Origin of the sequence: Martelella lutilitoris (assembly GCF_005924265.1) — a bacterium.
In the GTDB taxonomy this organism is placed as follows: domain Bacteria; phylum Pseudomonadota; class Alphaproteobacteria; order Rhizobiales; family Rhizobiaceae; genus Martelella; species Martelella lutilitoris.
Genome location: NZ_VCLB01000008.1, coordinates 278,565 through 301,518, shown reverse-complemented (window position 1 = coordinate 301,518; position 22,954 = coordinate 278,565). Strand labels below are relative to the sequence as shown.

Genomic DNA, 22,954 nt, shown 5'->3' with positions numbered 1-22,954 from the left:
TGCGTCGGAATGGATGAATGGGGCTTTCTCGCGCATGGCCTGCGCGCATGAAGGCGTCAGCGGCCTGAGTTCCGTTTTGATCGCCTGGTAAAACCTGGATAAATGCTTGTCGGTTAACCATAAAATCGTCAGATTTGCGCGGAATCACTGAAAATCGGTTGATTATTATTTCAGAGCGTACAAAATTGATGAAACTGCCTTTGGCGGTTGCCCCATGATGTTCAGGTCCGCCGCATCTCCTGGTCTCGTGGGGTCGGTCGGCTGATTGCTGACGGGATTCCTCGTGCCCGCGGCGATCAGCCGGCCGCTCTTCATGTTAGCGCTTGCTTTTCCAAATATCTGCGACGTCAGACCTGCCCGATGAGGGGGGAACCGCTCTCGATGCCCCGCGCCGGGCAGGTTCGCCGTCCGCAGGCAAACCTCGTCCGGTATTCAGGCTTCGTCCGCCACGAAATGCATGGCATGGCCGTTCATGCAGTAGCGAAGGCCGGTCGGGGCAGGGCCGTCGGGAAAAACGTGGCCGAGATGGCCGCCGCAATTGGCGCAGCGGATTTCCGTGCGCACCATGCCGTGGGAAACATCGCGCAATTCGGTGACGACGCCGGGCGCGACAGGCTCGAAGAAGCTCGGCCAGCCGCAGCCCGCATCGAATTTGGTGTCCGAACGGAACAGCGCTGTTTCGCAGCCGGCGCAATAGTAGGTACCTGATTCGAAACTGTTCCAGTACGGACCGGTAAAGGGCCTTTCGGTGCCGTGTTCGCGCAAGATATGGTACTGTTCCGGGGTCAGTTCCTCACGCCATTGTGAATCGGACAGCGTTTTTTTCTGTTTATTGCTCTGGGTCAATGTCGCGCTCCGGTGTGTTTTGCCGTTAAATGGGGTCGCCCGTGGCCTTACTTGGGTTGCAGGGCGAGGAAAAGCAATGGTTTGCGTCCGTTCGATGCCACGCAAGTGATGAAACCTGTGGTGCGTCATTTCGCGGATGCGAAAAGGCGTCGGGCGCTCTTGAGCCGGCGCTTTTCTTGTCGTAACACGTTTGTTGTCTGAACTATTTGCCCGCTCGGCTTGTATATTGTCAGTTTTTTGGAGACGCCATGACCGCCAGTGAAACGGCTCTTGTTCTTTTGGCCTTGTGCTTGCCATTTCTGGGCGCGGTCTTCTCTCCGATACTTTACCGCATCTTCAAGTCGAATGCGCCGTGGCTTCTTGCCCTTATCCCGCTGTTCTCGCTGATCCAGTTCATTCGCCTCGTGCCGAGGGTCGCCGACGGGGCGGTGCTGACCGGCGGTTATGACTGGGTGCCAAGCCTCGGGCTTCGTTTCTCCTTCCTGCTCGACGGCCTGTCGCTGACCTTCGCCATCCTGATCACCGGCATCGGCACGATGATCATTCTCTATGCCGGCGGCTACATGAAGGGTCATGCGCAGCAGGCGCGGTTCGTGTCCTTCATGTTCCTGTTCATGGGGTCGATGCTGGGCGTGGTCATTTCCGACGGCCTGTTGATGCTGTTCGTCTTCTGGGAGCTGACCTCGATCACCTCCTTCCTGCTGATCGGCTTCGACAACGAAAAGGAAGCCTCGCGCCGGGCCGCGATCCAGGCTCTGGTGGTGACCGGCGGCGGCGGGCTCCTGCTTCTGGCCGGCGTACTGCTGATCCAGAATATCACGGGAGCCTCTTCGCTTTCGGCGCTGTTTGAGACCGGCAATGTGCTGCGCGACAGCCCGCTCTATCTTGCCGCCTTTATTCTGGTGCTTGGCGGCGCCTTTACCAAATCGGCGCAGTTTCCGTTCCATTTCTGGCTTCCGAACGCCATGGAGGCGCCGACGCCGGTCTCCGCCTATCTGCATTCGGCCACCATGGTGAAGGCGGGCGTTTATCTGCTGATGCGGCTGAACCCGGTGATGGGCGATACTGCGCTGTGGACCATCGTTCTGCCGGTCTTCGGCGCGGCGACGCTGATCGTCGGCACGCTGCTCGCCATCCGCCAGACCGACCTGAAGCTGATGCTGGCCTATACGACGGTATCTTCGCTCGGCCTGATGGTGATGATGACGGGCATGGACATTCCCCATGCGGCGGAAGGCGCGGTGCTCTATCTGATCGCCCATTCGCTGTTCAAGGGCTGTTTGTTCATGGTCGCCGGCCTGATCGATCACGAGACCGGAACGCGCGACCTGACGAAGCTCGGCGGACTGGCAGAGGCGATGCCGATCACCTTTGCCGCCGGTCTTGCGGGCGCGATCTCCATGGGCGGCCTGCCGCCCTTCGTCGGCTTTCTTGCCAAGGAAGGCATCTACGAGGCGCTGGCCGCCGGCAGCCTCTGTGCGACGATCTTCCTGCTGATCGCGATCCTCGGCAATGCGCTGATGTTCGCCGTCGGCTTCGGCGTCGGGCTGAAGCCCTTCATCGGCAAAAAGACCGACACGCCCAAGCACGCGCATGAAGGGCCGGCGCTGATGTGGCTCGGGCCGATCGTGCTCGGCGCCACGGCCTTTCTCGCGGCCGTCTTCGCCCATTTCTTCAACAGCCATTTCTCCGGCCCGATGGCCTCGGCCGTTGCCGGCGAAGAGATCGAAATCCATCTTTCGCTGATCCCGCATATCGGCGTGCCGCTTGCCCTTTCGGTGCTGACGGTGATCATCGCGCTTGTCGTCTACTGGCGCCTTTCCGAGGCGCGGGCGGCGATGGCCGGCATGTTTGCCCGCCTCGGTCCCGGACCGGATGCCTGGTTCGACAGTTTTATGCGCGGTATTGTTCGTCTGTCCTTCAAGGTCACGCAGACGGTGCAGCCCGGGCGGCTTGAATTCTACATCACCGCGACCTTCTGCATCATTGCCGCTGTGCTGCTGGTGTCGCTCGTCTCCTTCGGCGAACTGCCGCAATGGCCGGGCTTGCCGGACGGCTTCCTGCTCGGCCACTGGGTGATCATCGCCCTTGCCGTCGTCGGCCTGATGGCGGTGATCAACGCCCACAACAGGCTGACGGCGATCGTCACGCTCGGCATTCAGGGCTTTTCCGTCGCCGTGCTGTTCCTGCTGCTCGGCGCGCCGGATCTCTCCTTCACCCAGTTCATGGTCGAAACGCTTTCGGTCGTGATCCTGACCCTGGTGATGACGCGGCTCAACCTCGCGCCCTCGGATCATCGCGCGCTCGGCCAGAAGGTTTTCGACGGCACGGTGGCCGCGCTTTGCGGCCTCGGCTTCGCGCTTTTGCTGATGCGCGTCACACAGGTGCCGTTCAATGACAGCCTGACGGCCTTCTTCAACGCCTATTCGAAGGTGATCGCCCACGGGCACAATGTCGTCAACGTCATCATCGTCGACTTCCGCGGAACGGATACGCTGGGCGAGATCGCCGTGGTGATGATCACCGGCCTTGCCATTCTGGCGCTGATCCGCGTGCGCTCCGGGAGAACAAAGGCCGTGGCCAAAGAGGAGAAAGCCCAATGAACACGCTGATCTTTCGCACGGCCGCGCCGTTCCTCTCCGCGCTGATGATGCTGTTTTCGATTTTCGTTCTCCTGCGCGGGCACAACGCGCCGGGCGGCGGCTTCATCGGCGGGCTGATCGCGGCTTCCGCGATCGCGATCTTCGGCATCGCGTCCGGTGTCTCGGCGGTGCGCCGGGCGATCCATTTTCACCCGATGTCGATTGCCGGCGCCGGGCTGCTGCTTTCGGCGCTGTCGGGTTTCATCTCGATCTTCGCCCATGTGCCTTTCATGACGGCGCACTGGATCTATCCCGTGATCTTCGGCGTGGAGGTGCCGATCTCCACGGTCACGACCTTCGATATCGGTGTTTATCTGGTCGTCTTCGGCTCGATTTCCTCGATCTTCCTGGCGCTTGAAGAAAAGGACCATGCCTGATGGAATTCGTGCTTTCCTGTCTTGTCGGCCTGTTCTTCGCCGCCGCGATCTACCTGATGCTGTCGCGCCACAGCGTCCGGATCATGCTCGGCATCGCCATTCTCGGCAATGCGGTGAACCTGCTGATCTTCACGGCCGGCCGGATCACCGGCTTCGTGCCGCCGATCATTCCGGAGACCATGGAGACGCTGCCTTCCGGCACGGCCAATCCGCTTCCCCAGGCGCTGATCCTGACGGCGATCGTGATCTCGTTTTCGTTCTTCGCCTTCCTTTTGGTCCTGACCTACCGCGCGTATCAGGACCTCAACACCGATGACACCGACGACATGCGGGCCGCCGAACCCAAGGACCAGCCCATGCCGCCGCTCGGCTACTGAACAAGGACCAGAAAACACCCTCATGGCCGCTTCGTCCTCCGCCCATTCCGTCGACCTGTCGCTGGCGCTGACCATGGAACCGTCAACGCTGACGGACTGGCTCGTCATCCTGCCGGTCGCCATCTGCATTACGGTCGGCGCCTTGCTGATGCTGATCCGCAAGCACACCGTCTGGCATCCGATCATCGCCATTCCCGCCCTTGCCCTGTTGGTCGTCGTAGACAGCCTGTTGGTCTATGCCGTCTCGACCGGCGGTCCGATCACCATGGTCGCCGGCCGCTGGCTGCCGCCCTTCGGCATTGCCTTTTCCGCCGACCTTCTCGGCGCGCTGTTTGCCCTTGCCGCCGGCATTGCCGGGCTGGCTGGCGCGATCTTCGCCGTCGGCGATATCCGGTCGGGCGGCAGGCGCTACGGGTTCTATCCGTTTTTGATGCTGCTGATGGCCGGCGTCTCCGGCGCGTTCCTGACGGGCGACATCTTCAACCTCTATGTCTGGTTCGAGGTCCTGCTGATCTCCTCCTTCGGCCTGCTGATCCTGGGGTCGTCGCACGAACAGCTGGACGGTGCGATGAAATACGCTGTCCTGAACCTGATCGGCACGACGCTGTTCCTGATCGCGGTTGCCTATATCTATGCTGTGTTCGGCACGCTCAACATGGCCGATATCGCCATGCGCGCACGCGCCGCGCCGATGCTGCCGACGGCCACCATCGGCGCGCTGTTCGTGCTGGCCTTCGGCATGAAGGCGGCGGCCTTTCCCGTCAATTTCTGGCTGCCCGCCTCCTATCATACGCCGCGCACGGTGGTCTCGGGACTATTCGGCGGCCTTTTGACCAAGGTTGGCGTCTACGCGCTTCTGCGCGTGATGGTGATGATCCTGCCGGCCGACCTTGAAAGCCTTGGCGCGCTCGTCTCGATCAGCGCCTTTCTCACCATGGTGCTTGCCGGTCTCGGCGCGATCGCCCAGCATGATATCCGCCGCACGGTCGGCTATGTGGTGATCGTCGGCATCGGCAATATCTTTGCCGGCGTGGCCGTCGGCGGGGTTTCGGGCCTTGAGGGCGCGCTTGTCTATGCGCTCCACTCGATGATCCTGATGACGGCGCTCTATTTCATCACCGGTCTTGCCGGAAAACTTGCCGGCGGGTTTTCGCTCGCTGCGATCGGCGGTCTCTACCGCAGCAACCCGGCCTTTGCCGGCTTAAGCCTCGCCGCCTTTTTCGCTGCGGCCGGCCTGCCGCCATTCTCCGGCTTCTGGCCGAAAGCGCTTCTGGTCAAGGCGACGCTCGGCGACGGGCAGTGGTGGCTGGCGCTCGCCATTCTGTTCGCCGGCTTCTGCACCACGATTGCTCTTGGACGGGTCTTCCTCCTGGCCTATTGGCGGCCCGCTGCCGCCCCGCCGGCGAAAAAGGTCGGCATTCCGCTTTCGGAAAGCCTGCCGGTGGTGGGGCTGATGGCCCTTGTCGTGATCTTCGGCGTCTATCCCGAACCGCTGCTTGCGATCGCCACGCGTGCCGTCGAGGGGCTTCTTGCGCCCGAGGCCTATTTCATGTCGGTCTTTCCCGGAGGAGCGTCCTAGATGTCGTCCATGCTGCTCTTGAACCTCGTTCTCGCGATTGTGTGGGTTGCCGTGACCGGCAGCGCCTCGCTGCACAATCTGGTCTTCGGCTTCGTCATCGGCGCGATCTCGGTCGCTCTCGTGCGTCACCAGCTTGGTGGAACCGGCTATTTTTCCCGGGCGCGACGTGTGACCGCGCTGTTCCTGGTCTTTCTCTATGACCTGATGAAATCGGCCTGGTCGGTTGCGAAACTGGTCTGCTCGCCGCGCATGGAGGTCAAGCCCGGCATCCTGCGCTTCGAACTTTCGCTGGAAAAGGATTTCGAGATCGTCCTGCTTGCCAACATGATCACGCTGACGCCGGGGACGCTGACCGTCGATGTTTCCGACGACAAGAAGTATCTTTACATCCATGCCATCGACTGTTCCGATCCCGACGGCATTCGCCGCGACATTGCCAACGGGTTCGAGAAGAAAATCAGGGAGGCCTTTGCCTGATGACGCCTGATATGATTGTTTCGACCGCCGCCGATATTTCGATCGCGATCCTGTCGCTGGCCCTGATCCTGACCGCCGTCAGAGTGGTGCGGGGCCCGACCCTTCCGGACCGGGCGCTTTCGCTCGACATGCTGGTGGCGGTTGCCATGGGCTTTATCGTCGTCATCGCCATTCGCTCCGGCTTCACCCTCTATATCGACATCGCCATCGCGCTCGGCCTCGTCGGGTTTCTGGCAACGGTCGCCTTCGCCCGCTTCATCCGCTCGAGCGCCATGCGCTACGAGACGGAAGCCGGATTCCAGGTGAGGCCGCATCCCATGGCCTATGATTCGGGAAGCAGTGGCGAGGACGTGCCGGTCGTCTCTGCCGATGAAGCGAAGAAGGAGTAAGCCGCATGGATTATGTTGTCGCCCTGTTCGTTTCGTTTCTGATGCTGGCCGGCGCGCTGTTCACGCTGACGGCGGCCATCGGTATCCTGCGTCTTCCCGATCTCTACACGCGCATGCATGCGGCGTCGAAGGCCGGCACGGTTGGCTCCGGTCTGATCTTTCTCGCGATCGGTATCCATTCCGGCGAGATCGCTACCTTCGTGCGCGCCTTTGCCGGCATCGCTTTTTTCGTGCTGACTGCGCCGATTTCAGCCCATCTTCTGGCCCGGGCCGCCCACCAGGTGGGATATCCGCTGCATGAAAACACCGTTCAGGACGAACTCCAGAGTAGTGAAGAGGGTTAGTCGCGCGGTAATCTTGCCGAATGGCTTTGTAAGTATAAGAAAAAGGCCGCATATCTCAGTCGCCGCCCCTATAACTTTTCATAATCCGCGTTGTTTTTTATCATTGCAACTTTACTTTTCTGTATGGAGTGGTATTTGCTGGCGTGAGCATGAACAAAAGCTCTTGCTAGAATAGAAAACAAAATTGTCTCTTCATCGATGCCGGTGATGGTACTGGTCGTGTAAATGGCCCTTCACCGAAGCAGAACCTGCCTCATGCATTGGAGCAAGCGCCGATGGTTCGGAACCTTTGTCCGGGCTTCGTCGCAAGATCAGCCTCCGGCGGGCGTGTTGGCGGAGAAGTCGAGAGCAGAGAAGAAAACAATAGGAGTGAAGAATGACGGAAGCTGTGGTCGAACAAGAGACCCAGAACCTCGTTGAGTTGACGGCCGACATCGTTGCCGCCTATGTCAGCAATCATGTGGTCCAGACCACGGATCTGCCCGGTCTGATCCGCGAGGTGCATGCGGCGCTGAGCAACACGGCGCGTCCGCAGGAAAGCGTCCCGGCTGCCGAAAAGCAGAAACCGGCGGTTTCCGTACGCAAGTCGATCAGCGGCGACCATCTTGTCTGCCTCGAATGCGGCGGAACCTTCAAGTCGCTGAAGCGCCACCTGATGACGCATCACGACCTGACGCCCGATGCCTATCGCGAGAAATGGGATCTGCCGGTCGACTATCCGATGGTCGCTCCGTCTTACGCCGAGGCCCGGTCGCGCCTTGCAAAGGAAATGGGGCTCGGCCAGCGCCGAAAGCGCTAGTCGCCAAGGTTCGGACGCCGACGAGCGCTCCTCACCGAACAGGTTTATTTGTCTTGATGCCAGCCGCGAAAGCGCGCTGGCATTTTTTTTGGTGCAAGCGCTGTCAGCGGATGCCGGAGAAGGCGATTGATCTGACTGCGGGTGCAATTATTAAGAGTATATTCATTTTCCCGCTCGTAAAAGGACACGGTTGACCGAAGTAGGAAAAAAATCCTATTTTTGGCCAAAATACATAAATAAAAACAAAAGAAGGACCGCGAGGAGTGCCGCCTTCCGTCCCCGTCTTGCCGTCAGGTGCAAGAATACAGACCTATTTCAGCCGGGAGATGACATGAACGAGTACAAAGTAGAATCCTCAGCACCTTTCCAGCAGACTTTCGTCCACCAGATTGCCGGGGCATTGTCATTCGAGCGCGCCGGCCAGATGGCCGACATTCGCACCGCATGCCGCATCGTTCTTCTGATCACCAGGGAAATGGCGCGGGTCGCGGGCGATCGCGTCACGCTCAAGGAGCGTCGCCGGTCGGTCTCTCATTTCCGGCAGATCGCCATGTATGTCTGCCATGTCACGCTGCAGTTGTCGTTGAGCGAGATCGGCGCGGCCTTCGGCCGCGACCGGACCACGGTCGCCTATTCCTGTCGCGTGATCGAGGACCGGCGCGACGATCGCGCTTTCGACGAGTTCGTCGCCTCGGTGGAGCGGCTCGCCTATTCCGTCGTCGTGGCGGCGGGAGTGCGCGAAAATGCCTGAGCGGAAAGAGAGTGTGGCGACGGGCGTGCGGACGGGCGAAAAGACGCCGCTTGAAATGCTGGCCCGCCTGAAGGGTCGCGACGGCGGCCGGTTTCTGACGGGGGAAGCGCACGAGGCCGGCGAGCGGCTGCTATCTGATTTCACGCGGGCGCAGATGCAGCCGAGGGTCACGGCTTCGCTTCAGCCGCGACTTGAGAGCCGGGGGCGGGGGATGCGCGCCGACGCGGGCGAGATTTCCGTGAGCGCGCTCGATGCGCGCCGGCGCGTGAGCCGGGCGCTGGTGGCCGTCGGGCCGGAACTTGCCGATGTCCTGCTCGACTTCGTCTGTTTTGAAAAGGGCCTGGAGCAGCTGGAGCGGGAACGGCAATGGCCGGTGCGTTCGGCAAAGCTGATGGTCCGCACAGCGCTTCTGACGCTTGCCCGCCACTACGCGCCGCCGCCGCCAAGACGGACACTGCGACACTGGGGCGGCGAGGGCTTTCGGCCCGACATTTCGGCGATGTTTGCCGAGGAGTGAGGCTCAAGCTCAGCTGTCGGCCTGAAACGGCGTCAGGACGAAAGCGCCCTGGCCGCCGTTTCGCGGATCTTCGTCACCATGGCGTTGAGGCCGTTGGCCCGCTGGGCGGAGAGGTTTTCGACCAGCCCGATCCGCCGGAAGATGTCGATCGCGTCAGTGCGCGCGATCACCGAGGCCTTCTCGCCGGAATAAACGGTGAGGACGATGGAGACGAGGCCGCGCACGATGAAAGCGTCCGAATCGCCGCGAAAGCGGATAACCGGATCCTCTCCCTCATCCTTTTCGCTGACGAGCCAGACCTGGCTGGCGCAGCCGTGGACCCGGTTCTCCTCGGTCTTTTCATCCTCGGCCAAGTCGGGGAGCTGCTTGCCGAGTTCGATCACATAGCGATAGCGATCTTCCCAGTCGTCCAGGAAGGAAAAATCATCGATGATCCGGTCGAGTTTCTCGTTCATGAGGCGCCTCTCGTCTTTTCTCGCGCCTCGTATACGCCGATCGCCGCGCGAATGAAACGGGGGCGGGGACCGAATGTCAGCGCGGACGGCGCGTGGGCAGCGGTACGTTCTCCGGCAGACCGGAAATGCGCACCGGCTGGTTGGCGGGCGCCGGCATCTGCGGCGCGGGCGCGCTCTCCGGTTCCGGCGTGATCGCGCCGGTGCGGATGAGGTCGGTCGGGGTTGCGGCGGGCTCGGCCATGCGCTCGACCACCGTCACCTCGGCGGCGGGCTGGTCCGCTCGCGTTGTCTTCGGTGCCAGTTCGGGCACCGGTTCGTCCTCGGCAAATTGCTCGCCGAGATAGAGATAGACAATCTCCGCGCCCTGACGCGCGCGCTGACCGAGAAAGCCCAGAAGGCCGGCGCCATCATCGCAGACATCCGGTCGTTCGTCGCACATGCCGCTCATATAGTCGATTGTGCCGCGGGCAGCGGAAACGGCGCCGCCGATATCGCGGCCGCTCGGCAACACGGCCTCGCTGCGCCCGGCCTTGTCGCCCAGCAGCAGGGGGGCGAAGAACGGCACGATCAGCAAAAGCACAAAGATCATGAACGCCGATTTCAGCAGAAATCTCATCGATATCCTTGCCCGTCTCGGGTTTCGCTCTGCGTGTCCGTGCGGTCACGCGCTTCATCACTATCATAGGACGGTAAATGAGCCGCTAAAAGGGCCGCCGCTTGTCGCGGCGCGCCGTGCCGGGCGGAGCGCTTTTTTGCGTCAGGCTGAAGAATAATTTGAAAACAGTGGCATAGCGCAGGCGTAAATGGATTTCCCGTGGCCTGCCGTTAACCATATCCGTCGTTTTTTCGGCTCCGGCGCGATTTTGCGGACTGGTCGGGGTGGTTGTAATCCATTACCCTTCGTTAAGCCGCAGGGCGTAGTTTGTCGCCAATCCGAAGGGCGACGACCCCTGGTTGAAGAAGACTGACAGAGTGATGATGAATGGCGAAGGCTAGGAAGACCAGACGCAGCAAGAAGAAGGCGCCGTCCCTCCCGAGGCGCGGCGTATCTGCCATTGGGGCATTTGTTGCCCGCCACCCTTCATGGGTCGGCGGACCGCTGGTTTTCGGCATCGTCCTCAGCTTCGTTTCCGCCAATGCGCTGTGGTACCAGCCGGGCCCGCATCCCGAACCGCTGATGAAGACGCGCCAGCCCGCAGACCCCTATGCCGTTCCCGGACGCCGGATGGCGAGCGAGGAGGATTTCGAGACCTTTCGGATCGAACTCGAGGGCGACGGAAACAGCCAACCGGTCGAGATTGCTTCGCTTGAAAGCGGCGGCGGCGACGATCTGATGGCGATCCTGCAATCGGTCGAGAAAGAGCCGCCGGCGGCAGCGCCCCGGCCTGAAGCGGAGCCGCCGGCTCAGCCAGCGGTGGTCGATGACCGCGAGATCATCCGCCAGGTTCAGGAACAGCTTGCCGCAGCCGGCTACTACAAGGGCAAGCCCGACGGCGTGACCGGACCGCTGACGGAGGCCGCGGTGACAGCCTTTCAGGCTGACCAGGGGCTGGCGCAGACCGGCATTGCCGATGCGGGACTTCTGGCTGCCCTGAAGGGCGGCAATGGCGGACCGCCACCGGTGCCAACGCCGCGCGCGGCAACGAAGGCGGGCGCGGGTTCTGCCGACCCGGTTGCCGAGATTCTCGCATCAGGCGATGCCGCACCGGCGTCCGATGCCCTTGTCGTCGAGATCCAGCGGGGGCTCGTCAACATTGCCTATGACGATGTGACGGTCGATGGCGTGGCCGGCGCCAATACCCGCGCGGCGATCCTGGAGTTCCAGAAGCACTATCGCCTGCCGGAAACCGGCGAGCCGAGCCCGGCCGTGCGCGACAAGCTTGTGGAGATCGGGGCGCTCTGACCGCCTGAGGAGAAAGCCCCGCCATGCGTCTCAAATCGGATATTTTCGTCTCGGCTTTGGTGCGCCGGGTCTTTGCCGGCGGCGATTTTGCCGTGGTGGAGCGCAAGGGCGCGACCGACGCCGGGGCGATCGCGATCCGCCAGGTGCTGCGCGACGGGCGCGAATGCCTGTACATGCCGGCGCCGCAGTTTTTCACCGCCGAGAGCGACGAAGACCGGTTGTTCGAGAAGCGTCTGGATATGGCCGCAAGTAAAGACGTGGCGGCACGGCTTGAGAAGGAAATCCGCTTTGACAGCGATCTCTGGGTCGTGGTTCTCGAGACCGAAAGCGTCGAGGGGCTGTTTGCCGTGGCAGACGAAGGCGGCGGTTCCTGAGAAATCAGGCCGAGCGGCGGCTCTGCCGGCGCGGTGCGTCCTTGGCGGCTGTGGCCTCTTCGTCGGCGCGCTGGTTCTGCCATGCCAGCAGTTCCTCGATGCAGGCCGTCGGCTTCAGCGTCCCGATCAGACGCTCCGCCGCCTCATCGGCGCTGATTTCCGCCGTTGAAAGACCCGGCGCCACGCGCGGCAGCACGTAGAGCGTGTCATCCCTTCCCATGCCGAGCGCGACAAGCGCGACGGCGAGCCTTCGACCGCTGGCCTCAGCCAGGATGTCGGCGGCAAGCACCCGGTCGCCGCCGAGCGCGCGGGCGAGGGTTTCCAGGAAAAGCGGGCCCTCGCCGCGGCGGGCAAAGCGCACCAGAAGGGCGGTCTGCAGTTCCGAAAGCGTCGACAGGCCGAGACGGTCGTCAGCCTCGCTTCCGGCCTTTGCCGCCATGGCCTTCAGCGTCTGGCGCAGCGCTTCGCTTTCGTCGCGATAGCCGGCCCTGACGTCGAAATTGCCTTCCGGCGTTTCGTCCTCCTGCGGGCGGTGGCAGCCGATCAGCGCCTGAATGACCTTCTGCGACAGGTCGGCGCGGTGGATGATTGCGCGGATATGCTCTTCGCCCATGGTCTCGATCAGCCGCGTCAGTGTCTCGTCGGAGATCGCCGGCGAGCGGGCAAGGAAGGGCGCCGAGATGGAAATCTCACGGGTGCCGATATAGTGGCAGATTTCCTGCGGCACGTAAGGATGGCTGGAAAGAGCGGCGACGGCCTGACGGCGCGCCTCGGCCGTGGACGCTTCATAGACCGGGGGGAACAGCTCGACAAAACGGCGGCGTTCGGCGGCACTCGGTTTTTCCAAAGCGCCGAAGCTCGAGACCGTTGCCATCAGCACGACGTCGAGCTTGCGTGTATTTTTCAGCCCTTCAAGTTCCCGGTAACGATCGACCAAGGCCGTACTCCCCGACGAGCATTCCGGCAGCCTTTGCCGGATGATGCCGTTCTTCTTTGCCACGCCGTGTTGTCGAAAAAGCGGCAGTCGCCCTTTCGCCCGACGCATGGATGTCTTCAATCTGACAAGAGGTTAGGGGGAAATCGTTAGAAAGATGTTAACCATAGAAGAAAACAGGAATTGACCGGCGGAAGATGCGATTCCCGCCGCCGGTCGTCCGATAGACGATCAGATCGCCAGATATTCCTCGCGCAGTTCGGCGTTGTCGAGCACGTCCTGGGCGCTGCCGGAAAAGACCACCTGTCCGGTATCCATGATGACGGCGCGGTCGGAGAGCCTCAAGGCCGCAACGGCGTTCTGCTCGACGATGATGGTTGTGATGCCGAGATCGCGGATCTGGCCAACGATCTTTTCGATCTCCTGCACGATGACCGGGGCAAGCCCTTCATAGGGCTCGTCAAGGAACAGGACCTTGATCTCGCGGGCGAGAGCGCGGGCAACGGCCAGCATCTGCTGCTCGCCGCCGGAAAGCGTGACGGCTTCCTGGTTGCGGCGTTCTGCGAGCCGCGGAAAGCGATCATAGACTTCCTCGATAGACCAGCCCTTGTTGCCGGCTACCTGCGCCAGGACCAGGTTTTCCTCCACCGTCAGGCCGCCGATGATGCGCCGATCCTCCGGCACGAGCTGGACGCCGGAACGCGCCGCCTGGAAGGCCTTTTTCGTGTGCAGCGGTTCGCCGTCGAGCCAGATCTCTCCCTGGCTGAGGGCTGGGCTGTCGAGACGGGCGAGCGTTCGAAGCGTCGTGGTCTTGCCGGCGCCGTTGCGCCCGAGAAGGGAAAGCACTTCGCCTTTCCTGATGTCGAAGGACACGCCCTGCACGATATAGCTTTCGCCGTACCAGGCATGGATGTCGCGAACCGACAGGAATGCATCATTGACTGTTTCCGACACTGCGATCTGCTCCCCGGCGAAATTGCGTTTCTCCATGACCATGTTCATTCGTGGGCCTCCCCGAGATAGGCTTCCCTGACCTTCGGATTGCCGCGCACCTGATCGGGAGAACCTTCGGCGATGATCCGCCCCTGGGCAAGCACGGAAATCTTGTCGGCGAGCGAAAAGACGACATGCATGTCATGTTCGATGATGACCTTGGTCATGCCACGGGCCTTGATCCGCTGCAGCAGTTCGATGGTCATGTTGGTGTCGTGGCGGGCCATGCCGGCCGTCGGCTCGTCGAGCAGCAGGAGTTTCGGCTTCTGGATCAGGCACATGGCAAGCTCCAGCCGGCGCTTGTCACCGCGCGACAGCGATCCTGCCTCATGGTGGCGGCGGGCGGAAAGGCCGATATCCTCCAGCGTGAATTCGGCCTCCTCGCGAATTTCCTTTTCCCCGGAAAGGGCTTTCACGGCGTTCAGCCGGAAGGCGCCGTCGCGGCGGGCAAAGGCCGGGATCATGACATTTTCGATCAGCGTCAGGTCCGGGAAGATTTCCGGCGTCTGGAACACGCGGGAGACGCCCATCTGGTTGATCTCGTGCGGTTCGTGCTCGTTGAGCGTCTGGCCGTCGAAGACGACCTTGCCGTGGCTCGGCTTCAGGCGACCGATACAGACATTGAGCAGGGTGGATTTCCCCGCGCCGTTGGGGCCGATGATGGCATGAACCTTGCCGCTTTCGACCTCGAGATTGACGTCGGAGAGGGCGCGCAGGCCGCCGAAGCTCTTGTGGACGTCGTCAACGTGCAGGACGATGTTCTTGTCTGCCATGGGTCTACTCCGCTGGCTGGATGTCGGCGGCGGATTGCGCCTTGCGGCCGCCGCCGCCGCCCGAGAAGCGGGCGCGCAGGCGTTTGACGCCTTCCATGATGCCGCCGGGCAGGAAGATGACGATGGCCATGAAGATCAGGCCGAGGGTCAGGTGCCAGCCATCGCCGACGAACAGCGACAGGAGACCGACGAGCGGCGTTTCGATCGCATCCGGCAAGGCCGAGAGCGCGTTGTGCAGCGCGGCATCGTTGAAGGACGAGAAGATGTTTTCGAAATACTTGATCACCACCGCGCCGATGACCGGGCCAAGCAGGGTGCCCACGCCGCCGAGAATGGTCATCAGCACGACTTCGCCCGACGCCGTCCACTGCATGCGCTCCGCGCCCGCCAGCGGGTCGGTGACGGCCATCAGCGCGCCGGCAAGACCTGCGAACATGCCGGAAATGATGAAGGCCGAGCGCAGATAGGGACGCGTGTTGAAGCCGGTATACATCATCCGGTTCTGGTTGGATTTGACCGCCTTCAGCATCATGCCGAAGGGCGAGCGGAAGATCCTCAGCGTCAGGAAAAAGCAAACCAGAAGGGCGATGGCGCAGAAATAGAAACCGGCATAGCCCTGAAGCTCTATCCCGAAGAAATCGGGCGATGGCAGGCCCTCGGTCGGGGCGAGGAACATGCGGTCGATGATGCGCGGATCGCTTTGTGAAAGCTGCAGGCCGGTCTCGCCGTTGGTGATCGGGGTGAGCACCGAATAGGCGAGATTATAGCTCATCTGCGCGAAGGCGAGCGTCAGGATCGAGAAATAGATGCCCGAGCGTCGCAGGCTGACATAGCCGATGAGGGCCGCGAACAGGCCCGAGCAGATGACGGCGAAGATGATGGCCGGAATGGCGTTCATGGTGAACAGCTTGAACGACCAGACGGCGGCATAGGAGCCGACGCCGAGAAAGGCGGCATGGCCGAAGGAGAGGTAGCCTGTCAGCCCGAACAGGATGTTGAAGCCGATGGCGAAGATCCCGAAGATTGCGAATTTCTGCAGGAGCGCCGGGTAGGCGGCGCCGAGCGGCAGGAACAGGATGGGCGCCAGAAGCACGATCGCCGAGAAGACGATGTAGAGCAGCCAGTCGTTGCGCGAGAGATTGGCAAACATGTGGATTAGTCCTCCATCACGCCACGGCGGCCCATGAGCCCGCGCGGCATGGTCAAGAGAATGATGACGGCAACGAGGTAGATGATCACCTGGTCGATACCGGGAATGATGGATTTCACTTCGTTCATCGAGGCAAAGGACTGCAGGATGCCGAGGGTGAAGCCGGCGACGATCGCGCCCGGCAGCGAGCCCATGCCGCCGACAACGACCACGACGAAGCTCAGCACCAGGAAATCCATGCCGAGATGATAGTTCGGCGGCAGGATCGGCGTGTACATGACGCCGGCAAGGCCGGCGACCACGGCGGCGATGCCGAAGACGACAGTGAAGCGTTTCTCGATGTCGATGCCGAGAAGGCCGACCGTTTCGCGGTCACGCATGCCGGCGCGCACGACCATGCCGTAGGTCGTGAACTGCAGGAAGGCGAAGACGGCGCCGATGATCAAGAGCGCGAACACGAAGTAGATCAGTCGCCACCAGGGATAGACGATGAAGGCGTCGGTCATGCCGAACCAGGCGGCGATATTGGCCGTTCCGGCGAAGACGTCCGGGGCGGACTGGGGCACGGGATTGGCGCCGTAGATCTTCTTGATGATTTCCTGCAGCACGATGGCGAGACCAAAGGTCACCAGGATCTGGTCGGCATGGGGGCGCTTGTAGAAGAAGCGGATCAGCCCGCGTTCCATCACAAGGCCGATGACGAGCATGACGGGAATGGCGAGCAGGATGGAAAGCGGCACGGACCAGTTGATCACGGCCGCGCCGAAATCGCCGAAGGCGTATTCCATGTAGGGCACGGGGCGCGGGGCGAAGAGCGCGCCTTCGGCCTTGGGCGGCTGGATCGGCCACGTCAGAAGCGCGTTGAAGGTGACGGCACAGAAGGCGCCGAGCATGAAGAGGGCGCCATGGGCGAAGTTGACCACGCCGAGCGTGCCGAAAACCAGAGTAAGGCCAAGGGCGATCAGCGAATAGGCTGCGCCCTTGTCGAGGCCGTTCAGAAACTGAATGATGATGGCGTCCATTGACCGCGTTTCCACTGTTGCCGGAAAGGGCCGGGCGTTTTCAAAACGCCCGGCCTGAATTTCAGCGATTGTCCGTTCTCAGCAGGTCTTGGCCGTATCCGGACCAAGTTCGCCGCCGAAGATCGCCGGGTCGTATTCGACATCGGCGCGCGGCACGACCTTGACGACTTCGAGAAGGTCGAACTCGCTCTGCGGATCGGGATTGCCGCGCACGACGAGCACGTCCTTCATGCACTGGTGATCGGCGGCGCGGTAAAGCGTCGGGCCGTTACCCATGCCGTCGAACTCGAAGCCTTCCAGTGCCTTGATGACTTCCGGCGCGAAGAAGGTGCCGGCGCGCTCCACGGCGTCGCCATAGAGCAGGGCCTGGACGTAGCAGGTGTGAGCGGCCTGGGACGGCGGGAAGCCGTATTCCGCGCCGAAGGACTTGACGAAGGCCTGGCTGGCATCATCGCTGAGCGACCAGTTCCAGTTGGCCGAACCGAGAATGTTCTTGGCCGCATCGCCTGCGCCGCGGGCCATCAGGCGGGAGAACAGCGGAACGACGATCTCGAAATTCTTGCCGTTGACCTGCTTGTCCTTGAGGCCGAACTGGACGGCCTGGGTCAGCGAATTGACCATGTCGCCGCCATAGTGGTTGAGGATCAGCACATCGGCGCCGGAATTGAGAACCGGGGCGATATACTGCGAGAAGTCGCCGGCGCCGACCGGCGTCTTGACGGTCTGGACCGTTTCCCAACCGAGGCCCTCGGTCGCGTTCTTGATCGATTCTTCCTGAGTCCAGCCCCAGGTATAGTCGGCCGTCAGGTGGTAAGCGCGGCGATCCGAGCCATATTCCTGCTGGAGCACGGGGGCCAGCGCCTCGCCGGACTGATAGGCGTTGAAGAAGTGGCGGAAGCCGTAGCGGCGCTTGTCCTTGCCGGTGGTGTCGTTGGAGTGGGTGAGGCCGGCCATGAAGATGACGCCCATGTCCTGGCAGAGGCTCTGCACGGCAACGGCAACGCCCGAGGACGAGCCGCCGGTGATCATCACCGCGCCTTCCTTCTCGATCATGCGCTTGGCGCTGTCGCGGGCGGCATCCGACTTGGTCTGGGTGTCGCCTGTGACGTAGTTGACCTTCTTGCCGAGAATGCCGTTGCCCTTGAGCGCCTTGGACGAGAAGGTTGCAAGCATGCCGCCGTCGCCCTCGCCGTTCAGGTGCTTGGCTGCGAGCATCAGCGCCTTCATTTCATCCGCGCCCTCATCAGCGTAGGGGCCGGTCTGCGGCACGTTGAAGCCGAGCGTGACGGTGCTGCCGGTCGGCATGTTGCACGACATGTCGGCGGCATAGGCCCCGCGCACGAAATGCATGGGGGCGGCCAGCGTGACGCCGGCGGCCGCACCCGCCCTGAGCAGGCTGCGGCGGTTCATGATAAACTTTGACATCGGACTCCTCCCAAGTCGTCTGAGATGACTGCGCGCTCCTCAGGGCGCAGCGGCGCTTTCCTCCAAAGCGCATGGGAGACAGTAACAAGCAGTCAAATTGTCGCAATTGAGCGAAAGTGATAAGACCTTGGTTGAAGGCAGCAGAGACTTACCTTTGGCAGGCGTGCTCCGTTCACGGGTTGAACAGCGGCAGCCGCTGACGCATATAGCCACCTTCAAGACGAAGGTGATCCGGACATGGGCGACAGAGCAGAAGAACAGCAACCGTTCTGGAAGACGAAACGGCTCGACGAGATGGACGCCCGCGAATGGGAAAGCCTCTGCGACGGTTGCGGGTTGTGCTGTCTCAACAAGCTGGAGGATTGGGAAACGGGCGAGGTGGCCTTCACTTCGGTCGCCTGCCGGCTGCTCGACGGACATTCCTGCCAGTGCTCCGATTATGAGGATCGCTGGAAGACGGTGCCGGAATGCATCCAGCTCGATGTCGCGGGCGTCAGGGAGATCCCCTGGTTGCCGCCGACCTGCGCCTACAGGCTCGTCCACGAGGGGCATGATCTCTACTGGTGGCATTATCTCGTTTCCGGTGACCGCGAGACGGTGCACCAGGTCGGAATCTCCGCGCGCGACCGGACCGTGAGCGAGATGGAGGTGCCGGTCGAGGACTACGAGGACTACATCATCGAATGGCCGGTGCTGACCGGAGAGAAGACCGGCTGATTCGTGTTTCTGATGGGTCGGGCGCCGCTTGACCCAGCGCAATGCGGGAGCCGCGAGGGGGCCTATGTATTCATCATCGTAACTATGAATATGCAAGGATCCTCCCCATGGCGACCGACTATCTTCAGATGACTGCCGACATCTCGCGGCAGACCGCCGTCCTTCGCAAGGACATTCCCGACACCATGAGCGGTTTTTCGGCAATGGCGGGGGCCGCCTGCAAGGCGGGCGCGCTCGATGCCAAGACCAAGGAATATATCGCGCTCGGCATTGCCGTGGCGCTGCGCTGCGAGCCCTGCATCGCCTTTCACGCCAAGGCTCTGGTCAAGCTCGGCGTCACCAGGGCCGAGTATGAGGAAGTGCTCGGCGTTGCCGTTTACATGGATGGCGGGCCGGGGTTGATGTATGCCGCCCATGCGCTGGAAGCCTTCGATCAGTTCTCGGCGAAATAAGAAAAAGAACACAAAATAGGAAAATAATCCTTGACGGCGTTACGGTCGTCTGCTAGGTTTTCCCTACAGTCGGAAATCTGCGGCGGTCGGTGACCTCACTGGTTTCAAGGCCTCCGTCAGATTTTCCAAAGCCCGGTTCTCGCCGGGCTTTTTTGTTGCCGGACGGCTGCCGCGAGCGGTCAAAAGGAGGGTTTCGTGGTCGACCATGAAACATTCGATATTTCGTTTTTCGGGCTCTGGCCGCGCACGCCGCGTTACGAGGGAGATCCGGCGACGCACCGAACCCATGCGGGCTATCATGCGATCGAACCGAAGGCGCGGCGGGCCAATGCCGATGACGATCTCAGGCTCTTGCTCAATGACCTGACCGTCGAGATGCGCGCGCAATTTGCGTTTTTCCGCAAGCTCAGGATGGCGGCCGTCAAAAAGGGCCGGGAGGGAGACGATGCGGATGTGCGCGGCGAGGTGAAGGCCGCGGCCGACGCGGTGGCGCTGATCATCCGCACGCTGGAAAAGGCCGACGAATTGCAGCGCAGGCTTGCCGAGAGCCGTCGCGACGCCGAGGAACGCGCACTCGATCTGAGGACATATGAAGATGCCAAAGCCCATTTCCTCGACCTCATCGAAAAGCGGGCCGAGGAACTGGCAGAAAGGCGCCTCGCCGAGCGCGCCGGCGACCGATGATCGCTATGCCCTTGTCAGCGCGCTTTCCCGCGACTGGGCCTTTCTGGGACGGCCCGAGCAAATGCCGCCCGCTGCCGACTGGCGCACATGGCTTCTGATGGGCGGGCGCGGTTCCGGCAAGACGCGGGCCGGCGCGGAATGGGTGCACGCACTGGCGCTTTCAGGCGGAGCAAAATGCGATCTGCGCATCGCGCTGGTGGCCGAGACGCTCGGGGATGCCCGCGAGGTGATGATCGACGGCGTCTCCGGCATCTGCCGGATCGCGCGGCGGATGGCGCCGGTTCTGGAGATCACCCGCCGCCGGCTGATCTGGCCGAATGGCGCGGTGGCCTATCTTTTTTCCTCTGAAGATCCGGAGGCGCTGCGCGGGCCGCAATTCCACTTCGCCTGGTGCGACGAACTGGCGAAATGGCGTTATGGCCAGGAATGCTGGGACATGCTGCAGTTCGGCCTGAGGCTGGGCGCGCGGCCGCGCCAGATGGTGACGACGACGCCGCGCGCCGTGCCGCTTTTGAAAAAGCTGAAGGCGGAAAGCGACACGACGCTGACGCGGATTTCCACGGCAGACAATCATGCCAATCTGGCGCCGGGTTTCTTGAAGGCGCTTTCAAGCCGCTATGGCGGCACGCGGCTCGGGCGGCAGGAACTCGACGGAGAGATGATCGAGGACCGCGAGGACGGGTTGTGGCGGCGATCCGAACTGGAATCGAGCGTCTCGCGCAACGCGATGGCAACGGGGCGGATCGTGGTTGCCGTCGACCCGCCTTCCGGTTCCGGTCGCCGCTCGGTCTGCGGTATCGTGGTCGCGGGCGGCATGGAAAACGGCGGCGCGCTGGTGCTGGCCGACTGCTCGGTCGAAGGCGGCACGCCGTCCGAATGGGCGCGCGCCGTGGTCGAGGCCTTTCGTCGGTTTGATGCCGACCGCGTGGTTGCGGAGATCAATCAGGGCGGCGACATGGTGACGGCGATGCTGAAAAGCGTCGACGAGCGCCTGCCGGTTTCAACGGTGAGGGCGCGGCGCGGCAAGTTTCTGCGCGCCGAGCCGGTTGCCGCGCTTTATGAGCAGGGCAGGGTGCGCCATGCGGGCCATTTTGCCCGGCTTGTCGACCAGATGTGCGATTTCGGGCCGGACGGGCTTTCCGGCGGTCGCTCGCCGGACCGGCTCGACGCCCTGGTCTGGGCGCTGACGGCGCTGCTTCTGGAAGGCGACGGGGTCCCGCGCGTGTGAGGCGCCATTGGCGCTTGCACCGCACAATGGCCCATGCTAGCCGAATGCCGCAATCGGCCTTTTCAGGGCGCAACGAGGTTTTCGCATGATCAGACATATCGTTTTCTTTTCGGTGCCGGAGGGCGGCGACGCCGATCAGATCGAGACCGGCCTTTCGATCCTGACGGAAAACCCGCATGCTTCGGTTCTGGAGATCGGTCGCAACACGCGCAGCGATCTCTATGACGAAAAGGTCGATTTCGTCGTCTATGGCGAGTTCGAGGATGAGGCGGCGCTTGCTGCCTATCGCGAACACCCGCTCTACAAGAAGTCGACGGCGCTTGTCCGTCCGCTCCGCGAGATGCGGATGGCCGCCGATTACGACACGGCAAAGGCCGTGCGGAAAGCGAGGCTGAAGGACTGACGCCGAACACACTGACTGACTGACGTGGCCCCGGTTTTTCCGGGGCTTTTTTGTTTCTAGAGCGGCTCTGCCTTTCTTGGAAACGCGCAACCGCTCTATCTATCTGTTTTGACGCATTTTCGCGGACGTCAGATGTCTCCATCTGACTGCGAAATGCTCTAGCCAAGGAAAAGGGGGGCGGCATGAAAATGCCCTTTCATCTGCCGGGCAGGCGCCCGGCCGAGCCCGTCGGCGTGCCCGACAAAAAGGCGGCGACAATGCTCTCCGCCATCGCCTTCAGCGGCGAGGCGCGCTGGTCAGGCCGGTCCTATGCCGCCCTTGCCCGCGAAGGGTTCATGAAGAACCCGGTGGCCCACCGCGCCGTCCGTCTGATCGCGGAGGCTGCGGGCGCCATGCCCTGGCAATTGTTCGACAACGGCACGCTCGTTTCAGACCATCCGCTGCTTTCGCTTCTGAAGCGGCCGAACCGGCGGATGTGCGGGGCGGATTTTCTCGAGGCGTTGTTCGGCGCGCTGCTGCTTTCCGGCAATGCCTATGTCGAGCCGATCGTTCTTAGCGGCGACCTTCGCGAACTGCACCTGTTGCGGCCGGACCGCATCCGCGTGATCGAGGGGCGCGACGGCTGGCCGGAGGCCTATGAATACCGCACCGGCAACCATGTGACCCGTTTTGCCGCCGACGGCGAGGGTCTGACGCTTCTGCACATGCGGCTCTTCCATCCGCTCGACGACCAGACCGGGTTTTCGCCGCTCGCGGCCGCCCAGATGGCGCTCGACCTGCACAACGCCGCTTCCGTCTGGAACAAGGCGCTGCTCGACAATTCGGCAAGGCCCTCCGGCGCGCTGGTCTACCAGCCGAAGGACGGCGGCAATTTGACCGAGGAACAGTATGAGCGGCTGAAACAGGAGCTGGAGGAGGGCTATAGCGGACCGGTGAGGGCCGGGCGGCCGTTGCTTCTGGAGGGCGGGCTCGACTGGAAGGCGATGGGGCTGACGCCGCGCGACATGGATTTCACCGAGGCGCGCAATGGGGCAGCTCGCGACATCGCGCTTTCCATCGGCGTGCCGCCGATGATGCTCGGCATTCCCGGCGACAATACCTATTCCAACTATCAGGAGGCCAACCGCGCCTTCTACCGGCTGACCGTTCTGCCGCTGATTGCCCGCACGGCCGCCTCGCTGACGGCCTGGCTGGAGCCGGCCTATGGGGCGGGGCTGAAGCTTGAGCCGGATCTCGACCAGGTGCCCGCACTTGCCGCCGAGCGCGATGCGCTTTGGGCGCGGGTCGGGTCTGCCGAATTCCTGACCGACGACGAGAAGCGCGAGGCCGTGGGGTACTGACAC

The 22,954-nt window shown here is 62.4% G+C and carries 27 protein-coding genes; 18 read left to right on the top strand and 9 right to left on the bottom strand.

All coding sequences use genetic code 11. From position 1 onward, the window contains the following. Positions 1-432 precede the first annotated feature (432 nt). The gene (gene msrB, locus FF124_RS16045; protein WP_246072492.1) at positions 433-846 is read right to left on the bottom strand and encodes a peptide-methionine (R)-S-oxide reductase MsrB; all 414 of its coding nucleotides are present in this window, start codon (positions 844-846) and stop codon (positions 433-435) included. Positions 847-1,094: 248 nt separating this feature from the next. Here msrB and FF124_RS16040 point away from each other — a divergent pair, with 248 nt between their 5' ends. The 10 genes from FF124_RS16040 to FF124_RS15995 all read left to right on the top strand — a co-directional run bounded on the left by FF124_RS16040 (position 1,095) and on the right by FF124_RS15995 (position 9,098). Further along, on the top strand, positions 1,095-3,449 hold the full coding sequence (locus FF124_RS16040; protein WP_138749490.1) for a putative monovalent cation/H+ antiporter subunit A: 2,355 nt from the start codon (positions 1,095-1,097) through the stop codon (positions 3,447-3,449). Continuing rightward, a complete protein-coding gene (locus tag FF124_RS16035; RefSeq protein WP_138749489.1) occupies positions 3,446-3,865 on the top strand; it encodes a Na(+)/H(+) antiporter subunit B in 420 nt (139 codons plus the stop codon). Before FF124_RS16040 ends, FF124_RS16035 begins: the two co-directional genes overlap by 4 nt. Beyond that, positions 3,865-4,242 carry a Na+/H+ antiporter subunit C gene (locus FF124_RS16030; RefSeq protein WP_138749488.1) on the top strand — a complete coding sequence of 126 codons (378 nt, stop codon included), beginning with the start codon at positions 3,865-3,867 and terminating at the stop codon, positions 4,240-4,242. Before FF124_RS16035 ends, FF124_RS16030 begins: the two co-directional genes overlap by 1 nt. A 22-nt stretch (positions 4,243-4,264) precedes the next feature. Further along, positions 4,265-5,821, top strand: coding sequence for a Na+/H+ antiporter subunit D (locus tag FF124_RS16025; protein WP_138749487.1), 1,557 nt, complete (start codon positions 4,265-4,267; stop codon positions 5,819-5,821). Then, positions 5,822-6,298, top strand: a complete 477-nt coding sequence (locus FF124_RS16020) for a Na+/H+ antiporter subunit E (RefSeq protein ID WP_246072489.1) — start codon at positions 5,822-5,824, stop codon at positions 6,296-6,298. Next, positions 6,298-6,687: a cation:proton antiporter gene (locus tag FF124_RS16015; protein WP_138749486.1), complete on the top strand. Its 390-nt coding sequence runs from the start codon at positions 6,298-6,300 to the stop codon at positions 6,685-6,687. The genes FF124_RS16020 and FF124_RS16015 overlap by 1 nt, the downstream gene beginning before the upstream one ends. Before the next feature lie 5 nt (positions 6,688-6,692). Continuing rightward, positions 6,693-7,031 carry a monovalent cation/H(+) antiporter subunit G gene (gene mnhG, locus FF124_RS16010; protein WP_138749485.1) on the top strand — a complete coding sequence of 113 codons (339 nt, stop codon included), beginning with the start codon at positions 6,693-6,695 and terminating at the stop codon, positions 7,029-7,031. A 376-nt stretch (positions 7,032-7,407) separates the two neighbouring features. Beyond that, the gene (locus tag FF124_RS16005) at positions 7,408-7,830 is read left to right on the top strand and encodes a Ros/MucR family transcriptional regulator (protein ID WP_138749484.1); all 423 of its coding nucleotides are present in this window, start codon (positions 7,408-7,410) and stop codon (positions 7,828-7,830) included. Between the two features lie 331 nt (positions 7,831-8,161). Continuing rightward, the gene (locus FF124_RS16000; protein WP_246072487.1) at positions 8,162-8,581 is read left to right on the top strand and encodes a helix-turn-helix domain-containing protein; all 420 of its coding nucleotides are present in this window, start codon (positions 8,162-8,164) and stop codon (positions 8,579-8,581) included. After that, entirely contained in the window at positions 8,574-9,098 is a 525-nt protein-coding gene (locus FF124_RS15995) for a DUF6456 domain-containing protein (RefSeq protein WP_138749483.1), read from the top strand. Before FF124_RS16000 ends, FF124_RS15995 begins: the two co-directional genes overlap by 8 nt. A 32-nt stretch (positions 9,099-9,130) precedes the next feature. On the opposite strand, the gene FF124_RS15990 is transcribed toward FF124_RS15995, so the two are convergent. Together FF124_RS15990 and FF124_RS15985 are read right to left on the bottom strand one after the other, a co-directional pair. Beyond that, positions 9,131-9,553 (bottom strand): SufE family protein, encoded by a 423-nt coding sequence (locus tag FF124_RS15990; protein ID WP_138749482.1) that lies wholly within the window; start codon positions 9,551-9,553, stop codon positions 9,131-9,133. A 76-nt stretch (positions 9,554-9,629) separates the two neighbouring features. After that, positions 9,630-10,169: a DUF5330 domain-containing protein gene (locus FF124_RS15985; RefSeq protein WP_138749481.1), complete on the bottom strand. Its 540-nt coding sequence runs from the start codon at positions 10,167-10,169 to the stop codon at positions 9,630-9,632. Between the two features lie 366 nt (positions 10,170-10,535). Here FF124_RS15985 and FF124_RS15980 point away from each other — a divergent pair, with 366 nt between their 5' ends. Both FF124_RS15980 and FF124_RS15975 read left to right on the top strand, forming a co-directional pair. Next, a complete protein-coding gene (locus FF124_RS15980; protein ID WP_138749480.1) occupies positions 10,536-11,456 on the top strand; it encodes a peptidoglycan-binding domain-containing protein in 921 nt (306 codons plus the stop codon). Positions 11,457-11,479: 23 nt separating this feature from the next. Next, positions 11,480-11,830 carry a DUF1491 family protein gene (locus tag FF124_RS15975; protein WP_138749479.1) on the top strand — a complete coding sequence of 117 codons (351 nt, stop codon included), beginning with the start codon at positions 11,480-11,482 and terminating at the stop codon, positions 11,828-11,830. Positions 11,831-11,834: 4 nt separating this feature from the next. On the opposite strand, the gene FF124_RS15970 is transcribed toward FF124_RS15975, so the two are convergent. The 6 genes from FF124_RS15970 to FF124_RS15945 all read right to left on the bottom strand — a co-directional run bounded on the left by FF124_RS15970 (position 11,835) and on the right by FF124_RS15945 (position 18,127). Then, positions 11,835-12,767 carry a hypothetical protein gene (locus tag FF124_RS15970; protein ID WP_138749478.1) on the bottom strand — a complete coding sequence of 311 codons (933 nt, stop codon included), beginning with the start codon at positions 12,765-12,767 and terminating at the stop codon, positions 11,835-11,837. Between the two features lie 228 nt (positions 12,768-12,995). Further along, the gene (locus FF124_RS15965) at positions 12,996-13,754 is read right to left on the bottom strand and encodes an ABC transporter ATP-binding protein (RefSeq protein ID WP_246072504.1); all 759 of its coding nucleotides are present in this window, start codon (positions 13,752-13,754) and stop codon (positions 12,996-12,998) included. Positions 13,755-13,762: 8 nt separating this feature from the next. Beyond that, a complete protein-coding gene (locus FF124_RS15960) occupies positions 13,763-14,530 on the bottom strand; it encodes an ABC transporter ATP-binding protein (protein WP_138749476.1) in 768 nt (255 codons plus the stop codon). A gap of 4 nt (positions 14,531-14,534) precedes the next feature. Then, positions 14,535-15,680, bottom strand: a complete 1,146-nt coding sequence (locus tag FF124_RS15955) for a branched-chain amino acid ABC transporter permease (protein WP_138749475.1) — start codon at positions 15,678-15,680, stop codon at positions 14,535-14,537. Positions 15,681-15,685: 5 nt separating this feature from the next. After that, on the bottom strand, positions 15,686-16,702 hold the full coding sequence (locus tag FF124_RS15950; protein WP_138749474.1) for a branched-chain amino acid ABC transporter permease: 1,017 nt from the start codon (positions 16,700-16,702) through the stop codon (positions 15,686-15,688). Positions 16,703-16,780: 78 nt separating this feature from the next. Continuing rightward, on the bottom strand, positions 16,781-18,127 hold the full coding sequence (locus FF124_RS15945; protein ID WP_138749473.1) for a substrate-binding protein: 1,347 nt from the start codon (positions 18,125-18,127) through the stop codon (positions 16,781-16,783). A gap of 237 nt (positions 18,128-18,364) precedes the next feature. Between FF124_RS15945 and FF124_RS15940 the strand changes: the two genes are divergently transcribed. From FF124_RS15940 to FF124_RS15915, 6 genes are all read left to right on the top strand, one after another. Beyond that, entirely contained in the window at positions 18,365-18,844 is a 480-nt protein-coding gene (locus FF124_RS15940) for a YcgN family cysteine cluster protein (protein WP_138749472.1), read from the top strand. Between the two features lie 107 nt (positions 18,845-18,951). Continuing rightward, complete coding sequence (locus tag FF124_RS15935) at positions 18,952-19,296, top strand: carboxymuconolactone decarboxylase family protein (RefSeq protein WP_138749471.1); 345 nt, start codon at positions 18,952-18,954, stop codon at positions 19,294-19,296. A 195-nt stretch (positions 19,297-19,491) separates the two neighbouring features. Next, complete coding sequence (locus FF124_RS15930) at positions 19,492-19,980, top strand: hypothetical protein (protein ID WP_138749470.1); 489 nt, start codon at positions 19,492-19,494, stop codon at positions 19,978-19,980. Then, positions 19,892-21,208, top strand: coding sequence for a DNA-packaging protein (locus FF124_RS15925; protein WP_138749469.1), 1,317 nt, complete (start codon positions 19,892-19,894; stop codon positions 21,206-21,208). The genes FF124_RS15930 and FF124_RS15925 overlap by 89 nt, the downstream gene beginning before the upstream one ends. An 85-nt stretch (positions 21,209-21,293) precedes the next feature. After that, positions 21,294-21,611, top strand: coding sequence for a Dabb family protein (locus FF124_RS15920; RefSeq protein ID WP_138749468.1), 318 nt, complete (start codon positions 21,294-21,296; stop codon positions 21,609-21,611). 182 nt (positions 21,612-21,793) lie between these two features. Next, positions 21,794-22,951, top strand: coding sequence for a phage portal protein (locus FF124_RS15915; protein WP_138749467.1), 1,158 nt, complete (start codon positions 21,794-21,796; stop codon positions 22,949-22,951). Positions 22,952-22,954: the final 3 nt, after the last annotated feature.